The following is an 18,281-nucleotide window of genomic DNA, read 5'->3' on the forward strand; positions in this document are numbered from 1 at the left end:
CGGCTTCAGCCTCGGATTCGCGGGTCGATGGCGCGGTAGGCCAGGTCGAGGAGGGTGCTGATGGTGACGTGCACGAGGGCCGACAGCAGCACGACGGCCATGACCACCGGCATGTCGCGCCCGGTGACGGCCTCCATGGCGACGCGGCCGAGCCCGGGCCGCCCGAACAGCGCCTCGGTGATGACGGCCCCGCCGAGCAGGGTGCCGGTGAACCAGCCGGCCAGCGTCACGGCGGGGATGAGCGCGTGCCGCAGCGCGTGCCGGGCGACCAGCGCCCGCTCGGTGAGCCCGCGCGCCCGCGCGGTGACCGCGAACGGCTGCTCCAGCGCCCGCTCCAGCCCGCCCCGCAGCACCTGCCCGAGCACCCCCGCGATGGGCAGCCCGAGCGCGAGCGCGGGCAGCACGAGCGCCGGCGGCCCCTGCGCGCCGGAGACGGGGAACCAGCCGAGCGTGAACGAGAAGACGGCCAGCAGCACGATCCCGATGAGGAACGGTGGCACCGACACCGCCACCAGCTCCGCCGCCGAGGCGACGCCGCGCGCCGCCCGCCCGCGCCCGGCGGTGGCGAGCGCGATGACGACGGCCAGCGTCACCCCGGTGGCCGCCGCGGCGAGGGTGAGCTGGACGGTCGGCGCGATCTGGGTGGCCAGCACCTCGCCGACGCCGCGCTGCAACTGGTAGGAGCGGCCCAGGTCGCCGTGCAGCAGCCGCCACAGGTAGGCGAGGTACTGGACGATCTCGGGCCGGTCGAGCCCCCACTCCTTGATGATCGCGGCCCGGATCTCCGGCGTGTCGGCCCCGTCGCCGACCAGGATGTCCACGGTGTCGCCCGGCGCGATCTGCAGCGCGACGTACGAGGCGGTGGCGGCGGCCCACAGCACGGCCAACCCCGTCCCGAGCCGCCGCACGACCCCGAGCCTGACGGCCCCGAGCCGGGCCAGCGCGGCGAGCCGGCCGGTCATGTGCCGATCCGCACGTCGTAGGCGCTCGCGGGGGTGCCGGAGGCGGGGTGGAAGCCGAGCCCCTGGACGCTCTTCTGCGCGGCGATCTGGTCGGCGGGAACGTAGAGCGGGAACACGATGGCCTTGTCCCGCACCACCACCCGCTGCACCTTGGCGTACAGCTCCTTGCGCCGCGCCTGGTCGGAGGTCCGCGAGGCTTCGGCGATCCACTTCTCCACGTCCGGGTCGGAGAAGTGGGTGCGGTTGAGCGCGCCCTTGCCCGGCAGGAGCAGGTTGAGCGCGGCGCCGGCGTCGGAGTCGCCGCGGGAGTTCTCGAACACCTCGTAGTCGTTGTCGTCGAGGGCCTTCTGCGCGGTGCCCTGGTCCACGATCTTGACCTGGAAGTCGATGCCGGCGTTCTGCTTGACCTGCGCCTGGATGGCCTGGGCGAGGATGTCGCGCCGGTCGCGGATGAACGCGGCCGACGCGATCGTGCGCACGCTGAGCCGCTTGCCGTCCTTGACGCGGTACCCCTGGGCGTCGCGCTGCTTCCAGCCCGCCTCGTCGAGCAGCCTGTTGGCCTGGGCGACGTCGCCGCCGAAGGTGTTCTCCAGGGAGGCGTCGTAGAACGGGCTCGCCTTGCCGACGATGCTCCACGCCCTGGTGGCGGTGCCCTGGTAGACGGCCTTGAGCACGGCGTCCACGTCCACGGCGGCGCGGAAGGCCTCCCGTACGCGCTGGTCGTCGAAGGGGGCGCGGGAGGTGTTGAAGTAGTAGGAGAAGGAGGTGCCGGAGTTGAGCGCGGTCTGCAGGGTCAGGCCGGGGTCGTTCTTGATGAGGCCGGCCTCGGTGGCGGGCACGCCCTCGATGACCTGCACCTGGCCGGAGGTGAGCGCGCCGACGCGGACGGCGGCCTCGGGCAGGAACCGGTAGGTGATCTCCGCCAGGTCGGCGGGGCCCTGGTGCGCGGCCCCGGCGGGCGGCCACGTGTAGGCGGGGTTGCGGCGGTAGTGGAGCTCCTGGCCCGGCACGTACCGGTCGAGGATGAACGGCCCGGTGCCGGCCAGCTCGGTGCCGCCGAACTTGAGGTCCTTGGCGCTCTTGAGCGACTTCGGGGAGATCTGGCCGGCGTAAGGGGAGGCGAGGAAGTCGAGGAAGAGGGCGTCCGGCTCCTTGAGGGTGATCTCCAGCGTGGTCGCCGAGAGCACCTTCGCCTCCTTGAACGCCCGGAGCTGGATGCCGGCCACGGCCGCGTTGTAGCCCTCGACGAAGAACTGGTCGAGGTTGGCCTTGACGGAGGCGGCGTCGAACCTGGTGCCGTCGTGGAAGGTGACGTCGTCCCTGAGGGTGAGGGTGTAGGTCAGCTCGTCGCCGGACACCTTCCACGCCTTGGCCAGCCACGGCCCGAACGAGCCGTCCTTGTTCCTCGTGAGCAGGGCGTCGAACTGGTTGAACACGAGCAGCCTGGCCTTGTTCTGCGACCACTGCTGCGGGTTGAGCGTGATGGGCTGGGTCTCGACGGCCCAGGTCAGGCCGGTGGGGGCGGCCTGCCGCGCGGCGGGCTGGGCGCCGCAGGCCGCCAGGGCGAGCAGGAGTACGGGAATCAGGCGCTTCACGTGCGGTTCCAGGCTTCTGCGAGCAGTTCGTACGAGCGCACGCGGTCGGCGTGGTCGTGGGTGATGGTGGTGACGAGCAGTTCGTCGGCCCCGGTGACGCGGCGCAGCACGCGCAGCCGCTCGGCGACCTGCTCGGGGGTGCCGACGAACTGGGTGTCGACGCGGTCGCGGACGAGCTCCCGGTCGGCGCCGGTCCAGGTGTGGGCGGCGGCTTCGGCGGGCGTGGGGAACGGCATGGCGCCGGCGCCCGTCCTGATGCTGCGCACCCACAGGGCGTAGGGGGAGGCCAGCTCGCGCGCGGTGGTCTCGTCCTGGGCGACGACGGCGTCGGCGGAGACGAGCACGTACGGCTCGGCCAGCTCGGCGGAGGGTTTGAAGGCCTCCCGGTAGGCTTCGACGGCTTCCAGCACGCTCGCGGGGCTGACGTGGTAGTTGGCCGCGAACGGCAGCCCGCGCTCCCCGGCCACCTGGGCGCTCTGCCCGCCGCTGCTGCCGAGGATCCACACTTGCAGGTCGGCGCCCTCGCCGGGCACGGCGTGCGCCTCGTGGGTGCCGGCGAGGAAGGCGAGCACGTCGTCGATCTGGGCGGCGAAGTCGGGGGTGTGGGCGCCGGGCTGCTGGAGCAGGGTGGCGTGGTGGGCGAGCTGCGGGTGGGTGACGAGCGTGGAGAAGTCAAACGGTTTCGGGATGAGCAGCCCGTCCACGACCCGCTCCTGGGGCGGGTGGGCGGGAGGTGCCGTTTGCTGGGCCAGCTCGGCGCGGCGCTGGCCGGAGCGGCCGATGCCGAGATCGAGGCGGCCCGGGTGGAGCGCGTCGATGAGCCCGAACTGCTCGACGACCGACAGCGGCGTCTGGTGGCCGAGCTGCACGGCCCCGGAGCCGACCCGGATGGTGGCGGTTGCCGCCGCGATGAGGCCGATGAGCACGGCGGGCGCCGAGGAGGCCACGCCGGGCGCGAAGTGGTGCTCGGCCACCCAGTAGCGGCGGTAGCCGAGGCGTTCGGCCTGCCGGGCCAGGTCGAGGGTGTTGCGCAGCGCGTCGCCGGCGGTGCCGCCGGAGGGGACGGGGCTCAGGTCGAGGATGGACAGGGGTGCCTGCGGGGGCAGGGTCATGAGTCACCTCCTGGGGAGGGGAACGGCCGGCTGGGGATCTCGGCCCGCAGCACGGGCGCGATCTCGGCCTGGAACAGCTCCAGTGCCGACCGGTGCTGGGCGGGGGTGAGCCCGTCGGCGTCGGCGTGCAGGTGCATCACCTCGTGGCCGAACCGCTTGTGGTAGCGCAGCACCTTGTCGATGATCTGCTGCGGGCTGCCGACGAGGAGGGAGCTGCGCTCGATGGCGTCCTCCAGGGTGGGGAAGACGATCGGCAGGCCGAGCTCGCGCTGGAAGGCCACGCGGGCCTCGAAGATCGGCCGGTAGGTGGCGATGGCCTCCTGGGAGGTCCTGGCCGCGTAGAAGCCGGCGCTCCCGGCTCCGACCAGCGCGTCGGCGGGGTCGTGCCCGTAGTGGGCCCAGCGTTCCCGGTAGTGGTCGATCAGCTCGGCGTAGGGGTCGATGGGGTTGGTGACGTTCGCGGAGAACAGCGGGTCGCCGTAGCGGGCGGCCAGGTCCACCGACTCCTTGCTGGTGGCGCTGCCGTGCCAGACCCTGATCGGGCGTTGCAGCGGGCGCGGCCAGGTCTCGGCCTCGACCAGCGGCGGCCTGAACCGGCCCGTCCAGGTGACCCGGTCCTCGCGCCACAGGCGACGGAACAGCTCGTAGGACTCGCGGTTGCGCTCCCACTGGTCCTCGGCGGTGACGTGGAACAGCTTGGCCTGCGCCGCACCGTTCCCCTTGCCGATGATCAGCTCCAGCCGGCCGCCGGACAGGTGGTCGAGCGTGGCGTAGTCCTCGTAGGCGCGCACGGGGTCGAGCAGGCTGAGCGTGGTCACGGCGGTGAACAGGCGGATCCTGGACGTCCTGGCCGCGATGTGGCTGAGCACGACCGGCGGCGAGGAGGAGATGAACGGCCGCTCGTGCCGCTCCCCCACCCCGAACCCGTCGAAGCCGAGCTCCTCGGCCAGCACCGCGTTGCCGACGACCTCGCGGAACCGCTCGGTGGTCGCGCCGCCGGTGTGCGTGATCAGCGTGATGAGCAGGAACTTCATCGGGCCTCCGCGTAGCGGCTCACCGGGCGGGGCAGGCCGAGCAGCCTGCGCAGCGTCCCGGCCTCGTACCTGCTCCGGAACGCCTGCCGGGCGCGCAGCTCGGCCGTCAGGCCGGAGGTGATCTGCCACAGGTCGTACGGCAGCGCGCCGGGCCGCAGCCGGAACCCCTGGATCCCGGCGTCCCGCCACTCCAGCAGCAGCCCGGCCAGCTCCCGCACGTGCCCGGTGAAGATCGCGGCGTCGGAGACGAGCTCGGTGCCGTCGAGCTCGTCCAGGCGGGCCTTGCGCCCGGCCGCGTCGTCGCCGAGGAACACGACGAGGTCGGCGAAGATCCGCACGTCCGCGTTCAGCCGCCGGATCTCGGCGACGATGGCGCGGGCGTCCGCGGCCGAGTGCGGGGTGACGAAGACGACGTCGGCGTGGGCGGCGGCGAACTCGTACGGGAGCCGGGCGTGCGCCAGCGCGGCCACGACGGGCTGCCCCTGGGGTGAGCGGGGGGTGATGGACGGGCCCTTGACGGAGAAGAAGCGCCCGGCGAAGTCGATGTAGTGCAGCTTGCCGCGGTCGATGAAGCGGCCGGTGGCGACGTCGCGGATCTCGGCGTCGTCCTCCCAGCTGTCCCAGAGCCGGCGGGCCACCTCGACCGCGTCGCCCGCCTCCTCGAACAGGTCGCGCACGTGCGGGTCGGCGGACAGGTCCGCCCCGCCCGGCCTGGTGAGCACCTGGTCGAGCGGCGGGAAGTTCCTGCGGCCGAAGTGGCGGGCCTCGAAGGCGCGCACGGAGATCTGCGGCCGCCAGCCGGCCCGGCCGCCGCTGACGTGGTCGAGCGTGGCGATGCCGATGGCGACGTGGAACGGCTCGGTGTGCGTGGTGGTCGCGGTCGGCACCAGGCCGATGTGGTGGGTGAGCGGGGCCAGCCGGGCGGCCAGGAGCACGGCGTCGAAGCGGCCCCGTACCTGGTCGGTGCGGTCGTCGGGCCCGTCGGGCCGGGTGGACTGCGGGCCGAGCGCGTCCTCGATGGTGACGAAGTCGAGCAGCCCGCGCTCGGCCTCGGTGACGAGGCCGGCCCAGTAGCGGGCGGAGAACAGGGCGCGCGGGGCGGCGGCCGGCTCCCGCCAGGCGGCGGGGTGCCAGCCGGCGCCGTCGAGCGCGACGGCGAGGTGCAGCGTCATGCCAGCTCCAGATGGTCACGAAGCGTGGTGCCGGTGTAGTCGGCGCGGAAGGCGCCGCGCTCCTGCAGCAGCGGCACGACCCGGTCCACGAACTCGTCGAGGCCGCCGGGCGTCAGGTGCGGGACGAGGATGAACCCGTCGGCGGCGTCCGCCTGGACGTGCTCGTCGATGAGCCGCGCCACCGTGCCGGGCGTGCCGACGAACGTCTGCCGCCCGGTCACCTCGATGACCAGCTCGCGGATGGACAGCCCCTTCTCCGCGGCCAGGGCGCGCCACTTGGCGGCCACCGCGGCCCGGTCCTTGATCGGGACGCGGCCCTGGGAGAGGTCGCCGGACAGGTCGGGTTCGAGGTCGGGCAGCGGGCCTTTGGGGTCGTAGGCGGACAGGTCGCGGCCCCACACCTGCTCCAGGAACGCGATCGCGGTCTGGGGGCCGACCTGGCGGCGGCGGATGTCGGCGGCGTTCTCGGCGGCCTCCTCCTCGGTGTCGCCCAGCGCGAATGTCACTCCGGGCATGATCTTGAGCTGGTGGGGTTCGCGGCCGTACCTGGCCAGGCGGCCCTTGACGTCGGCGTAGAAGCGCTTGCCGTCCTCCAGGGAGCCGTGGCCGGTGAAGATGACGTCGGCGTGGGCGGCGGCGAACTCCCTGCCCTCGGCGGAGTCGCCGGCCTGGATGATGACTGGATGCCCCTGCGGGCTGCGGGGCAGCGTGAAGCGGCCCTCGACGGAGAAGTGCCGGCCGTGGTGCTCGACATGGCCGATGGCGCCGGGGCGCAGGAAGCGGCCGTCCGCCTGGTCGCCGACGATCGCGTCCGGCCGCCAGGAGTCCCACAGCTCGCGCGACAGGCGGACGAACTCGGCGGCCCGCTCGTAGCGGTCGGCGCGGTCGAGAAAGCCGCCGCGCCGGAAGTTCGCGCCGGTGAAGGCGTCGGAGGTGGTCACCACGTTCCAGGCGGCCCGGCCGCCGCTGAGGTGGTCGAGCGTGGACAGGCGCCGGGCCAGCTCGTACGGCTCGTTGAAGGTGGCGTTGACGGTGCCGGCCAGGCCGAGGCGGTGGGTCACGGCGGCCAGCGCGCTGAGCACGGTCAGCGACTCGGGGCGGCCGACCACGTCGAGGTCGTGGATGCGGCCCTTGAGCTCGCGCAGCCGCAGCCCCTCGGCCAGGAAGAAGAAGTCGAGCTTGCCGCGCTCGGCGGTCCTGGCCAGGTGGGTGAAGGAGGCGAAGTCGATCTGGCTGCCCGAGCGGGGGTCGGTCCAGACGGTGGTGTTGTTCACTCCAGGGAAGTGGGCGGCGAGATGGACCTGCTTGCGGGGCCGCCCGGGACGCGCGCTCATCGGTTCTCCGGGTGCGGCAGGAAGCGGCCAAAGCGGCCCTGGTGGTACAGGAGGGGGCGGCCGGTGTGGTGGGTCGCGACCTCGGCGACCTGCCCGACGACCAGGATGTGGTCGCCGACCTCGGCCCGCTCGTACGGCAGGCACACCAGGTGCGCGGAGACGCCGAGCAGCAGCGGCGCGCCGAGCGGCCCGGGCCGCCAGCGGGTGGGCGGCGCGAACCGGTCGGCGCCCTTGCGGGCGAAGCGGGCGGCCACCTCGGCCTGGTCGCTGGCCAGGATGTTGACCGCGAAGTGGTCGGCGGCGCCGAGCAGCGGCCAGGTGGTCGAGGAACGGTCCACGTAGAAGGAGACCAGCGGCGGTTCGAGGCTGACCGAGGAGAACGACGTGGCGGTCAGCCCGACGGGGACGCCGCCGCTCTGCGCGGTGATCACCACGACGCCGCTGGCGTGCACGGCGAGGGCGCGGCGGAAGTGGTCGGCGCCGACGGCGCGGCCGGGCAGCGTCTCGGTCATGCCGCGCTCCTTCCATGGCTGGGCTGGTGATGGCGAGTGGTGCGGGGGAGGCCCTGGCTCATGGTCATGACGCTAAGCCGACGATTCACTTAAGTCAATATTTCCTACTTGTTATTGGGGTTATTGTCTCGTCGCCGGGCATGACCTTCTACACTGGCCTCGTCGCCGTCGCAGGTCTGTAGAGGAAGGTGCCGCCGTGGCCGCCGACGCGCCGCGCCCGCGCGAGAAGCCGGGCGCCGGGGCCCGCTCGCTGCTGCTGACCATCCTCGGCGAGTTCGTGCTCCCGCGCGGCGGCCAGGTGTGGACCGGCACCCTGGTCACCGCGCTCGGCACGCTCGGCGTGGAGGAGAAGTCGGCCCGCCAGGCGCTGTCGCGCACCGCCGCCGAGGGCCTGCTGGAGCCCGCCCGGCACGGCCGCCGCGTGCGCTGGAGCCTGACCGGCGCAGGCGACCGGCTGCTGCGCGAGGGCACCGAGCGCATCTACGGGTTCATGCGCGGGCCGCACGACTGGGACGGCCGCTGGCTGGTGCTCACCGCCGGCGTGCCGGAGACCCAGCGCCGGCTGCGCCACCGCCTGCGCACCCGGCTCACCTGGCTCGGCCTCGGCTCCCCCGCCCCCGGCCTGTGGGTGATCCCCGACGCCTCCAAGGCCGCCGCCGTCCGCGACGTGCTGCGCGAGCTGCACCTCGACGGCCGGGCCTTCGCCTGGACGGGCCCCGCCGCAGACATCGGCGACACCGGCGAGCTGATCATGGCCGCGTGGGACCTCGGCGACGTCGAGAGGCGTTACCTGCGGTTCATCGAGCGCTTCGAGCGCGTCACCCCGGGCTCCGACCTCGACGCGTTCGCGTCCCAGGTGCTGCTCATCCAGGAGTGGCGGCGCTTCCCGTTCCTCGACCCCGACCTGCCCGCCGAGCTGCTGCGGCCGGGCTGGCCGGGGCCGCGCGCCGCGGCCGTCTTCCACGACCTGCGCAACCGGTGGCACCGGCGGGCGCAGGCCGCGTACGACGCCATGGACGCCGGCTGACGCTCCACGACCGGCCGACGCCGCACCCCGCAGTTGTGGGCTTTCGCGGCGGCGCGCACCCGTTCATCATCACCTTGCGCGATGAATCGATCACGCACGGCTATCGTCGGTGCTGCACAGTCATGGACGGCAAGGCTCGGAAGGTGCGCCAGGCACCTGCTCCGGCTGCCGGCCGAGAGGAGTCGCACCATGTCGTACACGATCGAATCGCTGGCCAGGGCGCTGCGTACGCAGATGTACCACGTGCTCATGGGCGGAGACGCGAGCGTCAAGCCGCCCGCCGACGCGTTCCTGACCTGGTGCATGCCCGGCCTGCCCTTCGAGGAGGGGGACTTCGACTTCGCGGCCGGGGGCCTGAGCGGCAGGACCGCCGAGGAGAGCAGGCAGCGCTACCAGCAGGCGTTCAACTTCGCCATGGCCGTCGACTACCTCCCCGACCCGCAGCAGCCCCTCGACGGCGAGGAGCAGCAGGCCATCTGGGAGAACCGCGACGGCTCGCGCATGAGCGTCATGTACGACGAGATCCTCAAGCAGTCCAAGGTGATCAAGCAGTCGCTGACCGACGCCGAGCAGGAGGAGCTGAAGCGGCTGCGCGGCATGCTCACCGTCACGGTGACGCAGAAGGACCTGCTCGGCCGGGAGAAGGAGGTCACCGAGGACTCCCCGGCCGTGCGCGCCTACAACGAGGCCAAGCAGAGGTACGAGCACGCCGTCCTGACCTACAACGCCAAGCGCATCGCCGCCCAGGCCGCCACCGGCGAGAAGGGCAACGTCGCCGTCCAGGACTGGGAGCTCAACGGCGCGATCTACCGGCAGGACGTCGACGACGCCTGGGCCTCGTGGGGGGCCACCGGCTACCGCGAGGACATCCAGGAGATCCGCGACCGGATCGAGCAGATCACCCAGCGCTCGATGATCCACTGGAAGGGCGATCTGCAGAACGCCTACCGGCACGCGATCCTCAGCTCGCCCGAGGGCATCGAGTTCCCGTACACGACGGTGGTGCCGGCCGGGTTCGCCACTTCCGACGGCTGGACCGGCTACAGCCTGTACCACGAGATGACCGACACCGACAAGGTCAAGGAGAGCGACAGCTGGGACGCCGGCGGGCAGTTCGACAGCGGCCTGTGGTCCGTCTCCGGCGGGCACCACTCCAGCTCCACGGAGTTCCACAAGGACCACCACCTCGACAGCTTCGACCTGTCGTTCGAGATGACGCAGGTGCAGATCGTCCGCCCCTGGTTCTCGCCGGAGTTCCTCACCAACCGCGGCTGGGACCTGCCCGCCGGCGCGGGCTGGAGGTGGGGCGAGCCGCCGTCCGACGGCGAGCGGCCCCCGCAGGGCAAGCTCGTCGGGTACGGCCTGCAGATGCTGCTCGTCCGCAACCTCGTCATCGAGTCGGAAGACCTGGCCAAGGCCCTCGACACCTTCAGCAAGGAGGTCGGCGGAGCCGACAGCTTCGGCATCGGGCCGCTGACGCTCGGCGGCAGCTACGGCTCCAGCAGCAGCGGCCGCAAGTACCGCTACGAGCATGACGGCGCCACCATCAAGGTGCCCGGCATGCAGGTCATCGCGTTCCGCAACCACCTGTTCGGCAAGACGCCCGACCTGCTCCCCGGCATCAAGGAAGACCAGCTTGGCTGAGCGAGCGCCGGGCGGGGAGGGCGGCGAGAGCCGCCCTCCCCGCGCGCTGGACGCCGTGATCGTCGCGGGCGTCGCGGCCAAGCTGCGCGCGATGCTCGCCCAGGACGGCCACCTCATCGAGGTGCCGCTGAGCCCCATCACCTACACCGCGCACGGGCTGCGCTTCTCCGGCGGCATGGACGGCGCCATGGACGGCGACGTGGACAGCGCCATGGACGGCGGCATGGACGGCGGCATGGACGCGGAGCGGAGTGCCACGCTGGCGGACTTCTCCGTGCTGGCCAACGGCGTCATGAGCGGCAGCCGGTGGGGCTGGCCCGGGCAGACGCCGCTGTGGGAGGTCTGCCGGTGGGTCCAGGGGGCCGAGCTCGCCGTGGACGACCTGCCGGAGCCGGAGCGGCGCCGCTACAAGGAGGCCCGCGCCCTGCTGTTCGAGGACGCCTCCGGCGGCGGGCCGCTGGCGTACAGCAGGATCTACCAGGACTATCTCACCGCCGCGCAGGCGTACCACGCCGCGCAGGCGCACTACGACCAGCTCCGCCACACCGCCGAGCTGTCGCACGACCCCGAGGAGCGGCGGCGCTGGGAGCGCGAGGAGCCCGAGCTGGCCGCCGCCTGCCGCGCGGCCCGCCACACCTGGGAGAGCCAGGGCCACAAGGACGAGGTGGAGCGGGCCCTGGACACCAAGGACCGGCTCGGCGCCCGCCTGCCCGCCCGGGTGTGGGCGGAGTTCCGGCGCTCGTTCGACCCCCGGCGCGCGGACCACTGGCGCACCTCGCCGAACGGCGAACGGTACGTCCCCACCTACTACCGCCCGGCAACGGCGCTCGACGGCACGTGGCGGCGCGTGCGGCTGCCCCGCGACGTCCTCATGGAGCTGGCCGAGCGGGACGGCGGCCGGACCCTGCCGCGCGACCTGCCCACCGGGCTCGACTCCTCCGTCACGGCCGTCACCTTCGACTACTGCGTGGTCCAGGTGGTGCGGCCGTGGTTCGAGTCGCCCATGGACCTGTTCGGCAGCAGGGCGTGGCGCTTCGCCGGCGCCGAGCCGCCGCTGAGCGACGGCGCCGACCCGCCCGAGGGGCGGTGCACCGCGTACGTGGAGCGGATCGTGCTGGCCCGCGACGTGCGGGTGATCCGCAGGGTCATCGAGGCCCTGTCGGCGGGAGCCGCCCTGCCGGCGCCGACGCACCTCGGGCCGCTGGAGCCCGTCACCGCCGCCGACGTCCGCCACCGGCTCCGCCTGCCCGACACCGCGTTCACCGTCGCCATGGATGAGCCGGCGCCGCGTGACCCGGACGTCGACCTCAACGTCGTCTCCGCCGGCGCGGCGACCCTCGGCTACCAGGCCGCCTTCAGCTTCGACCTCGGCACCGCCTGCGCTGCCGAGGACGCCGACGTCCGCTGGGACCAGAGCGACCTGTCGAAGTGGCGGCTGGCCCGCTGCGGCACCGCCGGCCTGCAACTGCTCGGCCCCGGCGACTTCGACGCCCTGGGCGCCATGGACCTGCACGGCCTGCGCTACGGCGAGGACTTCCTGCCCGCCGGCCCGTCCAGCGACAACCGGCTCACCCCGGGCACGTGCTTCGCGGTCCGCACGCGGGCCGGGCACCACGCCAAGGTGCAGGTGACCGACTTCGACAGCGACCTGAGCATCCGGTGGGTCACCTACGGGCCCGTCGCCATCACGTCGTCGGACCCGCGGGTCGTCTACCTCCTCGCCGCCGACTGCCGCCTCCTGCCCCGCTCACCCGACCCCGACCCCACCTTCGAGTGGCCCGCCGCCGACGCGGCCCCGGACGAGGGGCGGGACCCGCTCGACGACCACCGGCGCCCCTCACCCCTGGAGCTCCGGTGACCCGGCGCCCACGCCGGGCAGGCGGTGCCCTCGGACGTAGACGGCGCGGATGCGGTGCAGGGCTGCGGGATCTTCCAGCGGGTTCCCGTCCACGGCGAGCACGTCCGCGTCGTACCCGGGAGCCAGCCGCCCCTTCCGGTCGCCGAGCCCGCACACCTCGGCCGCCAGGGAGGTGGCGGCGCGCAGCGCCTCGGCGCCGGGCGCTCGGTGGCGACGGCATCGGAGCGTGGAGCCGGCGGGGCGCTGCTCAGGCCGGGTGGCGCCGGCTCCCCGCCGCGAAGGCCGGCGTCACGGAGTGAGGACGACCTTGTTGCACTCGTCCTGCTTGTGCTTGAACAGGTCGAACGCGTGCGGCGCCTCGCTGAGCGGCATCCGGTGCGAGATGACGAAGCTGGGGTCGATCTCGCCCGCGCGGATCCGCCCAAGCAGCGGCTCGGTGTACCGCTGCACGTGGCACTGGCCGGTGCGGATGGTCAGGGACCGGTTCATGACGGTGCCCATCGGGAACTTGTCGACGAACCCGCCGTAGACGCCGATGACGGACACCACGCCGCCGTTGCGGCAGGCCATGATGGCCTCGCGCAGCGCGTAGGGGCGCTCGGTCTCCATCCGGGCGGCCTGCTTGGTGCGGTCGTAGGCGTACATGGCCGGGGTCGGGTGGTGGGCCTCCATGCCGACGGCGTCGATGCAGGCGTCGGGGCCGCGCCCGCCGGTCATGTCGCGCAGCGCGTCCAGCACGTTCACCTCCCCGTAGTCGAGGATCTCCGCGCCGGTGCGCCGGGCCCGCTCGAGCCGGTACGGGTAGCGGTCGATGACGATGACCCGGTCGGCGCCGAGCAGGAACGCGCTGGCCGCGGCGAGCTGCCCGACCGGCCCCGCGCCCCAGATCGCGATCGTCTGGCCCGGCTTGATGTCGCACATCTCGGCGCCCATGAAGCCGGTGGGGAAGATGTCGGACAGGAACAGCACCTGCTCGTCGGTCAGGTCGTCGTCGACCTTGACGGGGCCGACGTCGGCGAACGGGACGCGCACGTACTCGGCCTGCCCGCCGGGGAAGCCGCCGAGCATGTGGGAGTAGCCGAAGATGCCGGCGGGCGCGTGGCCCATCAGTTTCTCGGCCATCCCGGCGTTGGGGTTGGAGTTCTCGCACAGCGAGTACAGGCCGTCCTCGCACGCGAAGCAGGCGCCGCAGGCGATCGGGAACGGCACCACGACGCGGTCGCCGGGGCGCAGGTCGCGCACGCCGGGGCCGGCCTCGACGACCTCGCCCATGAACTCGTGGCCGAGCACGTCGCCCTTCTTGACGGTGGGGATGTAGCCGTCCACGAGGTGCAGGTCGGAGCCGCAGATCGCGGTGGAGGTGACGCGGACGATCGCGTCGCGGGCGTTGAGGATGCGCGGGTCGGGGACGTCCTGGACCTCGAGGCGGTTGCGGCCCGCCCACACGACGGCCTTCATGCCCGTCCTCCGATCGGTTGCGCGGGACGCTGGTGGAGCTGGCGCAGGGCGCGGTGGCCCTCGGGGCTGCCCTCGGAGCGGACCACCTCGCCGGTCTCCATGACCTGCTTGAAGCGGCGCAGGTCGTCGCGGACCTGCTGCTCGGGGTGCTCGCCGAAGATCCGGGCGACGGCGGCGGCGAGCTTGCGGCCGGGCGCGCCGTACTCCAGGGAGACGTCGACGACGGTGCCGCGCCCGCCGGGGCCGTCGGTGAAGCCGACCAGGCCGGCGGTGGGGACGCCGGTGCCGGGCACGGAGCGCCAGGCGATGAGGTCGCCCGCCTGCTCGTCGATGATCTCGGCCTCCCACTCCAGGTCGGCGATCGGGCCCTTGGCCTTCCAGCGGGAGCGGCGCTGGTCGAGGGTGCGGACCGAGTCCAGGTGGACCATGAAGGAGGGCAGGTTCTCCAGGTCGCGCCAGAAGCGGTAGACCTCCTCGCGCGGCTTGTTGACGGTGATGGTGGCGCGCACCTGCAGCGGGCCCTTGGCCTTGGCGGTGCCGCGCCGGGCGCAGGCGGCGTCGAGCGCGGCGATCCCGGCGACGGCGCCGAGCGCGGCCAGCGCGCGGGCGCGGCGGGCGCCGGTGCGGTGGGCGGCGGCCCGGCCCAGGACGCCGAGGTCCATCGTGTCGCCGGCGACCCTGGTCCACGCCCACGGGGCCGGGTTCTTGGCGCCGAGCAGCAGCGCGGCGTGCAGGAGCTCGCGCCCGCCGACGAGCCGGGCGACGGCCGTGGCCCCGGGCGCGTCGTCGACGCCGCACAGGCGGGTCACGGCCCGTGGTGCCGCCAGTTGCGCCATGCCCAGCGCGAGGCTGGTCCACCCGAGCGCGCGGGCGAGTTTGTCGGTCATCATGCGTCCTAATCGGTGAGGTGTGCGTGCGCCGCGGGCGGCCTGCGATCTGCTGACGCCCCCGCGTCCCGCGTCCCTTGCCCCTGACACGACGGATGACACCAGCGGATCCCGGCGCCCTGGGACCGCGCGGAACGTCCGCCCGGTTCAGGCCGGGCCCGGCTCCTCGCGCGATGTACGGTTCGGCCGCCTCCAGCCGTGGTGCCGCGACGCCCAGCCGGCGGGCTTCGGCCAGGGCGTCCCGGCAGATCTCGCGCGGCTCCTGGGCCTCGGGGTCGGGGTGGGCCGGGAAGTTCGCGCGTACCGGCGTGACATGGGCGGGCAGCCCCGCGAGGGCGGGCGCCGTCAGGCAGGTGGGCGCGCGGAAGGGCAGCACGCTGCCGCGGTGCCGGCTCAGGTCGACGCCGCGCGCCTCGACGAGCGGGAGGAGCTCGCGGGTGGCCCGGAACGCCTCGCGCAGGTCGCCCGTCGCGCCCACCATGTCGGCCAGCGAGCCCAGCCGCAGGCCCTGCGCGTGCAGGCCGGCGTTCGCCACGAAGTGCAGCCGCAGCCGGACGCGGAAGTCGGGTCGTTCCTTGAGCCGGAAGCCGGCCTGGCGGAAGCGGGCCGCGCGCCAGGCGTCTCGCGTCCGGACGGAGGCCGGCCGAGGGTGCCGAAGACCAGGACGGTGGCGTCGCCGACGCGTGGCGCGAGGAAGGCCGCCGCCTCCGGGAGGCGGTGGTGCGGCACGCTCAGCACGATGAGGTCGAAGTCGTGGCCGGGTGGCAGCGTCTCGCGGTAGCGCACCGGCCACGAGCGGGCGACGCGGTGCCCGTGACCGCCGAGAAGCCGCTGCGCGCCGACGCCCGGCGCAACCGTGACGCCCTGCTCGCCAAGGCCCGCGAGCTCTTCGACGCCGGAGACTTCTTCGACCTGCGCTTCGACGACTGCGCCCGCCTCGCCGGCGTGGGTGTCGGCACGCTCTACCGCCACGTCCCCACCCGCGAGGCGCCGGCCGAGGGCGGCCGGGCGCTGGAGCAGGCCGTCACCGAGCTTGATCGGCGCCGCCGTGGCCGACGGCGCCGTCCGCGACGACGTGGGCGCCGGCGCCGTCATGATGGCGCCGCCCGGCATCGGCGCGGCTCACGACCGCCCCGGGCGACGGGCCAGGACGAGCCGGCCGCGCGCAAGGCCGTCGGCGCGGCGGCCCAGCGCCGTCAGCGGCACCGTGGTCATGGTGAAGCCGGCCGCGGTCAGTTCCTCGCGCAGCGCGCCCAGCCGGCTGGTGCCGTAGTACATGACGAACGGCGGGCGCCACACGGCGTTGCGTACCCGCATGACCAGGTCGAAGCCGGACAGCGCCCAGTACCAGGCCGACCCGACGGGCGGCGGGGTGATGAGCGGGAAGGCGAACAGGCCGCCGGGCCGCAGGGCGCGGCGCACGCCGGCGAACAGGGCGGGACGCTCGGCGGGCAGGAAGTGGCCGAGGGCGCCGAAGGTGACCGCGAGGTCGAAGGACTCGGTGAACGGCCCAGCGACCGGCAGGGCGCGCGCGTCGGCGCGTACCCACTCGGCGTGCGGGTGCGCCCGGCGCGCCTGCTCCAGCATGCCCGCGCTGAAGTCGACCCCCGTGACCTGCTCGCGGCACAGCGGGCCGAGGACGCGCAGGCCGGCGCCGGTGCCGCAGCACACGTCGAGGCCGCGGCCGAACGGGCCGAGCGGGCGCAGCGCTTCTGCGGTCGCGTCGAGCAGGGCGGCCGGCGTGCGGAAGGGCGTGTGGTCGAACTTGGGGGCGAGCAGGTCGTAGCCGCGCTCGACCGACGACAGCGCCTGGACGGCCAGCTCCCGCAGCGACGGGCCTTGGGGCGAGAACACCAGCCCAGCGTACGGTCAGTTCTTGATGCCGGTGAGCGTGACCCCCTCGATGAAGTAGCGCTGCAGGAAGAAGAACAGGGCGATGATCGGGGCGATGACGGCGGCGGAGGCGGCCATCAGGTAGCCCCATTGGGTGAGGTAGACGCTCTGGAAGGAGGCCAGGCCGAGGGAGAGGGTGTACTTCTCCTCGTCGTTGAGGTAGAGCAGCGGGCCGAGGAAGTCGTTCCAGGTGCCGATGAAGGTGAAGATGGTGACGACCACGACGGCGGGCTTCGACAGCGGCATGACGATGGTCCAGAACACCCGCCACGGTGAGGCGCCGTCGATGTAGGCGGCCTCGTCCAGCTCGAACGGGATCGTCAGGAAGAACTGCCGCAGCAGGAACACGTTGAACACCCCGCCGCCCGCGCCGGCGAACCAGCTCGGCACGGTGAGCGGGAGGAACGTGTCGAGCGCGCCCAGCTCCTGCCACATGACGAAGGTGGGGATGAGCGTCACCGCGTACGGCAGCATGACGGCGCTGAGCAGCACCGCGAAGGTGAGGTTCCGGCCGCGCCAGCGCAGGCGGGAGAAGCTGAAGGCGGCGATCGAGCAGGTCAGGACGGTGCCCAGCACGCTGATCACCGCGATGACGACGGTGTTGACGAAGTACAGCCAGAACGGCTGGGCGGTGAGCGCCTCGGTGAAGTTCGACCACTGGAAGGGCGAGGGGATCCATTCGGGCGGCGCGACGAACATCTGCGCGTCCCGCATGAGCGCGCTGCGCACGAGCCACACGAAGGGCAGCAGCGTCGGCACCGCTCCGGCGGCCAGCGCCAGGTAGACCAGGGCCTTGCCGTAGCGGCGGGGTCTGCGCGGGCCGGCTGTCGGGGCCACCCGTCCCGTGCGCGGCGGCGCCTCGGTCACGGTCATCGCGCACCTGCCATCTCGTAGTAGACCCAGCGGCGGGCGTTCCTGAACAGCAGGAACGTGACCACCACGATGATCATGAACAGGACCCAGGCGAGCGCGCTGGCATAACCCATCTCGCTCTCCCTGAACGCCATCCGGAACAGGTAGTAGACGTAGAACAGCGTGGCGTTGTTGGGCCCGCCCTCGGTCATCACGTACGCCTGGTTGAACACCTGGAACGTGCCGACCACGCCCACCACCAGGTTGTAGAAGATGGTCGGCGTCATCATCGGCAGCGTCACGTGCCAGAAGCGCCGCCACGGGCCGCCGCCGTCGATGGAGACCGCCTCGTACAGGTGCCGCGGCACCCCCTGCAGCCCCGCCAGGAAGATCACCATGGTGTTGCCGAAGCCCCAGGTGCTCATCACGATCAGCGAGGGGATGGCCGTCGACTCGTCGTAGATCCACTGCCCGGCCGGGAGCCCGGCCTGGCGCAGCAGCGAGTTGAGCAGCCCGAAGTCGGGGTTGAAGATCCAGATCCAGAGCACCACGTTCGCGATGGCCGGCACGAGCGTCGGCAGGTAGAAGATGGTGCGCCAGACCGCCAGGCCGCGCACTTTCTGGTTGAGCAGCATGGCCACCGCGAACGACACGATCAGCACCAGCGGCACCGCGCCGAGGGTGTAGTAGGTGGTGGCGCTCAGCGACGTCCAGAACAGCTCGTCGCGGGCCAGCTCCGCGTAGTTGCCGAGCCCGATGTACGCGGGCGTGCCGCCTACCTGCCAGTCGGTCAGGCTGAACACGAACGAGGCCACCATGGGCCCCGCCGTGAAGATCACGAACCCGAGGACGGCCGGGAGCGCCATGAGCAGGCCCCAGCGCCGCTCCATGCGGCGCTGCCCGGACAGTCGGCCCGGCAGCCCGGTCTTGCGGGCGGGCAT

At 73.0% G+C, this 18,281-nt stretch carries 16 protein-coding genes and 1 pseudogene; 3 read left to right on the forward strand and 14 right to left on the reverse strand.

All coding sequences use genetic code 11. The features are described 5' to 3' along the window. Positions 1–5: 5 nt before the first annotated feature. The 7 genes from HCN51_RS19905 to HCN51_RS19935 are packed head-to-tail and all read right to left on the reverse strand — an operon-like array spanning position 6 to position 7,721. Positions 6–962, reverse strand: a complete 957-nt coding sequence (locus HCN51_RS19905; RefSeq protein WP_168011030.1) for an ABC transporter permease — start codon at positions 960–962, stop codon at positions 6–8. Next, positions 959–2,557 carry an ABC transporter substrate-binding protein gene (locus HCN51_RS19910; protein ID WP_346433716.1) on the reverse strand — a complete coding sequence of 533 codons (1,599 nt, stop codon included), beginning with the start codon at positions 2,555–2,557 and terminating at the stop codon, positions 959–961. Before HCN51_RS19910 ends, HCN51_RS19905 begins: the two co-directional genes overlap by 4 nt. After that, positions 2,554–3,669, reverse strand: coding sequence for an LLM class flavin-dependent oxidoreductase (locus tag HCN51_RS19915; RefSeq protein ID WP_168011031.1), 1,116 nt, complete (start codon positions 3,667–3,669; stop codon positions 2,554–2,556). The genes HCN51_RS19910 and HCN51_RS19915 overlap by 4 nt, the downstream gene beginning before the upstream one ends. Then, positions 3,666–4,703 carry an LLM class flavin-dependent oxidoreductase gene (locus HCN51_RS19920; protein WP_168011032.1) on the reverse strand — a complete coding sequence of 346 codons (1,038 nt, stop codon included), beginning with the start codon at positions 4,701–4,703 and terminating at the stop codon, positions 3,666–3,668. Before HCN51_RS19920 ends, HCN51_RS19915 begins: the two co-directional genes overlap by 4 nt. Beyond that, positions 4,700–5,875 (reverse strand): LLM class flavin-dependent oxidoreductase, encoded by a 1,176-nt coding sequence (locus HCN51_RS19925; RefSeq protein WP_168011033.1) that lies wholly within the window; start codon positions 5,873–5,875, stop codon positions 4,700–4,702. The genes HCN51_RS19920 and HCN51_RS19925 overlap by 4 nt, the downstream gene beginning before the upstream one ends. Then, positions 5,872–7,209, reverse strand: coding sequence for an NtaA/DmoA family FMN-dependent monooxygenase (locus tag HCN51_RS19930; RefSeq protein ID WP_168011034.1), 1,338 nt, complete (start codon positions 7,207–7,209; stop codon positions 5,872–5,874). The genes HCN51_RS19925 and HCN51_RS19930 overlap by 4 nt, the downstream gene beginning before the upstream one ends. Beyond that, a complete protein-coding gene (locus HCN51_RS19935; RefSeq protein WP_168011035.1) occupies positions 7,206–7,721 on the reverse strand; it encodes a flavin reductase family protein in 516 nt (171 codons plus the stop codon). Before HCN51_RS19935 ends, HCN51_RS19930 begins: the two co-directional genes overlap by 4 nt. Before the next feature lie 196 nt (positions 7,722–7,917). Between HCN51_RS19935 and HCN51_RS19940 the strand changes: the two genes are divergently transcribed. From HCN51_RS19940 to HCN51_RS19950, 3 genes are all read left to right on the forward strand, one after another. After that, on the forward strand, positions 7,918–8,748 hold the full coding sequence (locus HCN51_RS19940) for a PaaX family transcriptional regulator C-terminal domain-containing protein (RefSeq protein ID WP_168011036.1): 831 nt from the start codon (positions 7,918–7,920) through the stop codon (positions 8,746–8,748). 189 nt (positions 8,749–8,937) lie between these two features. Further along, a complete protein-coding gene (locus HCN51_RS19945) occupies positions 8,938–10,392 on the forward strand; it encodes a hypothetical protein (protein ID WP_168011037.1) in 1,455 nt (484 codons plus the stop codon). Continuing rightward, a complete protein-coding gene (locus HCN51_RS19950) occupies positions 10,385–12,250 on the forward strand; it encodes a hypothetical protein (protein WP_168011038.1) in 1,866 nt (621 codons plus the stop codon). Before HCN51_RS19945 ends, HCN51_RS19950 begins: the two co-directional genes overlap by 8 nt. Here the strand turns inward: HCN51_RS19950 and HCN51_RS19955 are convergent. The 7 genes and pseudogenes from HCN51_RS19955 to HCN51_RS19990 form a co-directional block, all read right to left on the reverse strand. After that, positions 12,230–12,478 (reverse strand): annotated as a pseudogene (locus HCN51_RS19955) (amidohydrolase family protein); the annotation flags it as partial. The gene HCN51_RS19950 and the pseudogene HCN51_RS19955 overlap by 21 nt on opposite strands. Before the next feature lie 60 nt (positions 12,479–12,538). Next, complete coding sequence (locus tag HCN51_RS19960) at positions 12,539–13,708, reverse strand: zinc-dependent alcohol dehydrogenase (RefSeq protein WP_168011164.1); 1,170 nt, start codon at positions 13,706–13,708, stop codon at positions 12,539–12,541. Next, positions 13,705–14,598, reverse strand: coding sequence for an SRPBCC family protein (locus tag HCN51_RS19965; RefSeq protein ID WP_168011039.1), 894 nt, complete (start codon positions 14,596–14,598; stop codon positions 13,705–13,707). The genes HCN51_RS19960 and HCN51_RS19965 overlap by 4 nt, the downstream gene beginning before the upstream one ends. Before the next feature lie 390 nt (positions 14,599–14,988). Beyond that, complete coding sequence (locus HCN51_RS58135) at positions 14,989–15,708, reverse strand: hypothetical protein (RefSeq protein WP_206067276.1); 720 nt, start codon at positions 15,706–15,708, stop codon at positions 14,989–14,991. A gap of 9 nt (positions 15,709–15,717) precedes the next feature. Then, the gene (locus HCN51_RS19980; RefSeq protein WP_168011040.1) at positions 15,718–16,449 is read right to left on the reverse strand and encodes a methyltransferase domain-containing protein; all 732 of its coding nucleotides are present in this window, start codon (positions 16,447–16,449) and stop codon (positions 15,718–15,720) included. A 15-nt stretch (positions 16,450–16,464) separates the two neighbouring features. After that, a complete protein-coding gene (locus HCN51_RS19985) occupies positions 16,465–17,361 on the reverse strand; it encodes a carbohydrate ABC transporter permease (protein WP_168011041.1) in 897 nt (298 codons plus the stop codon). Next, positions 17,358–18,281, reverse strand: a complete 924-nt coding sequence (locus HCN51_RS19990) for a carbohydrate ABC transporter permease (RefSeq protein ID WP_168011042.1) — start codon at positions 18,279–18,281, stop codon at positions 17,358–17,360. Before HCN51_RS19990 ends, HCN51_RS19985 begins: the two co-directional genes overlap by 4 nt.

The sequence above is a fragment of the Nonomuraea composti genome (assembly GCF_012034275.1).
GTDB lineage: Bacteria > Actinomycetota > Actinomycetes > Streptosporangiales > Streptosporangiaceae > Nonomuraea > Nonomuraea composti.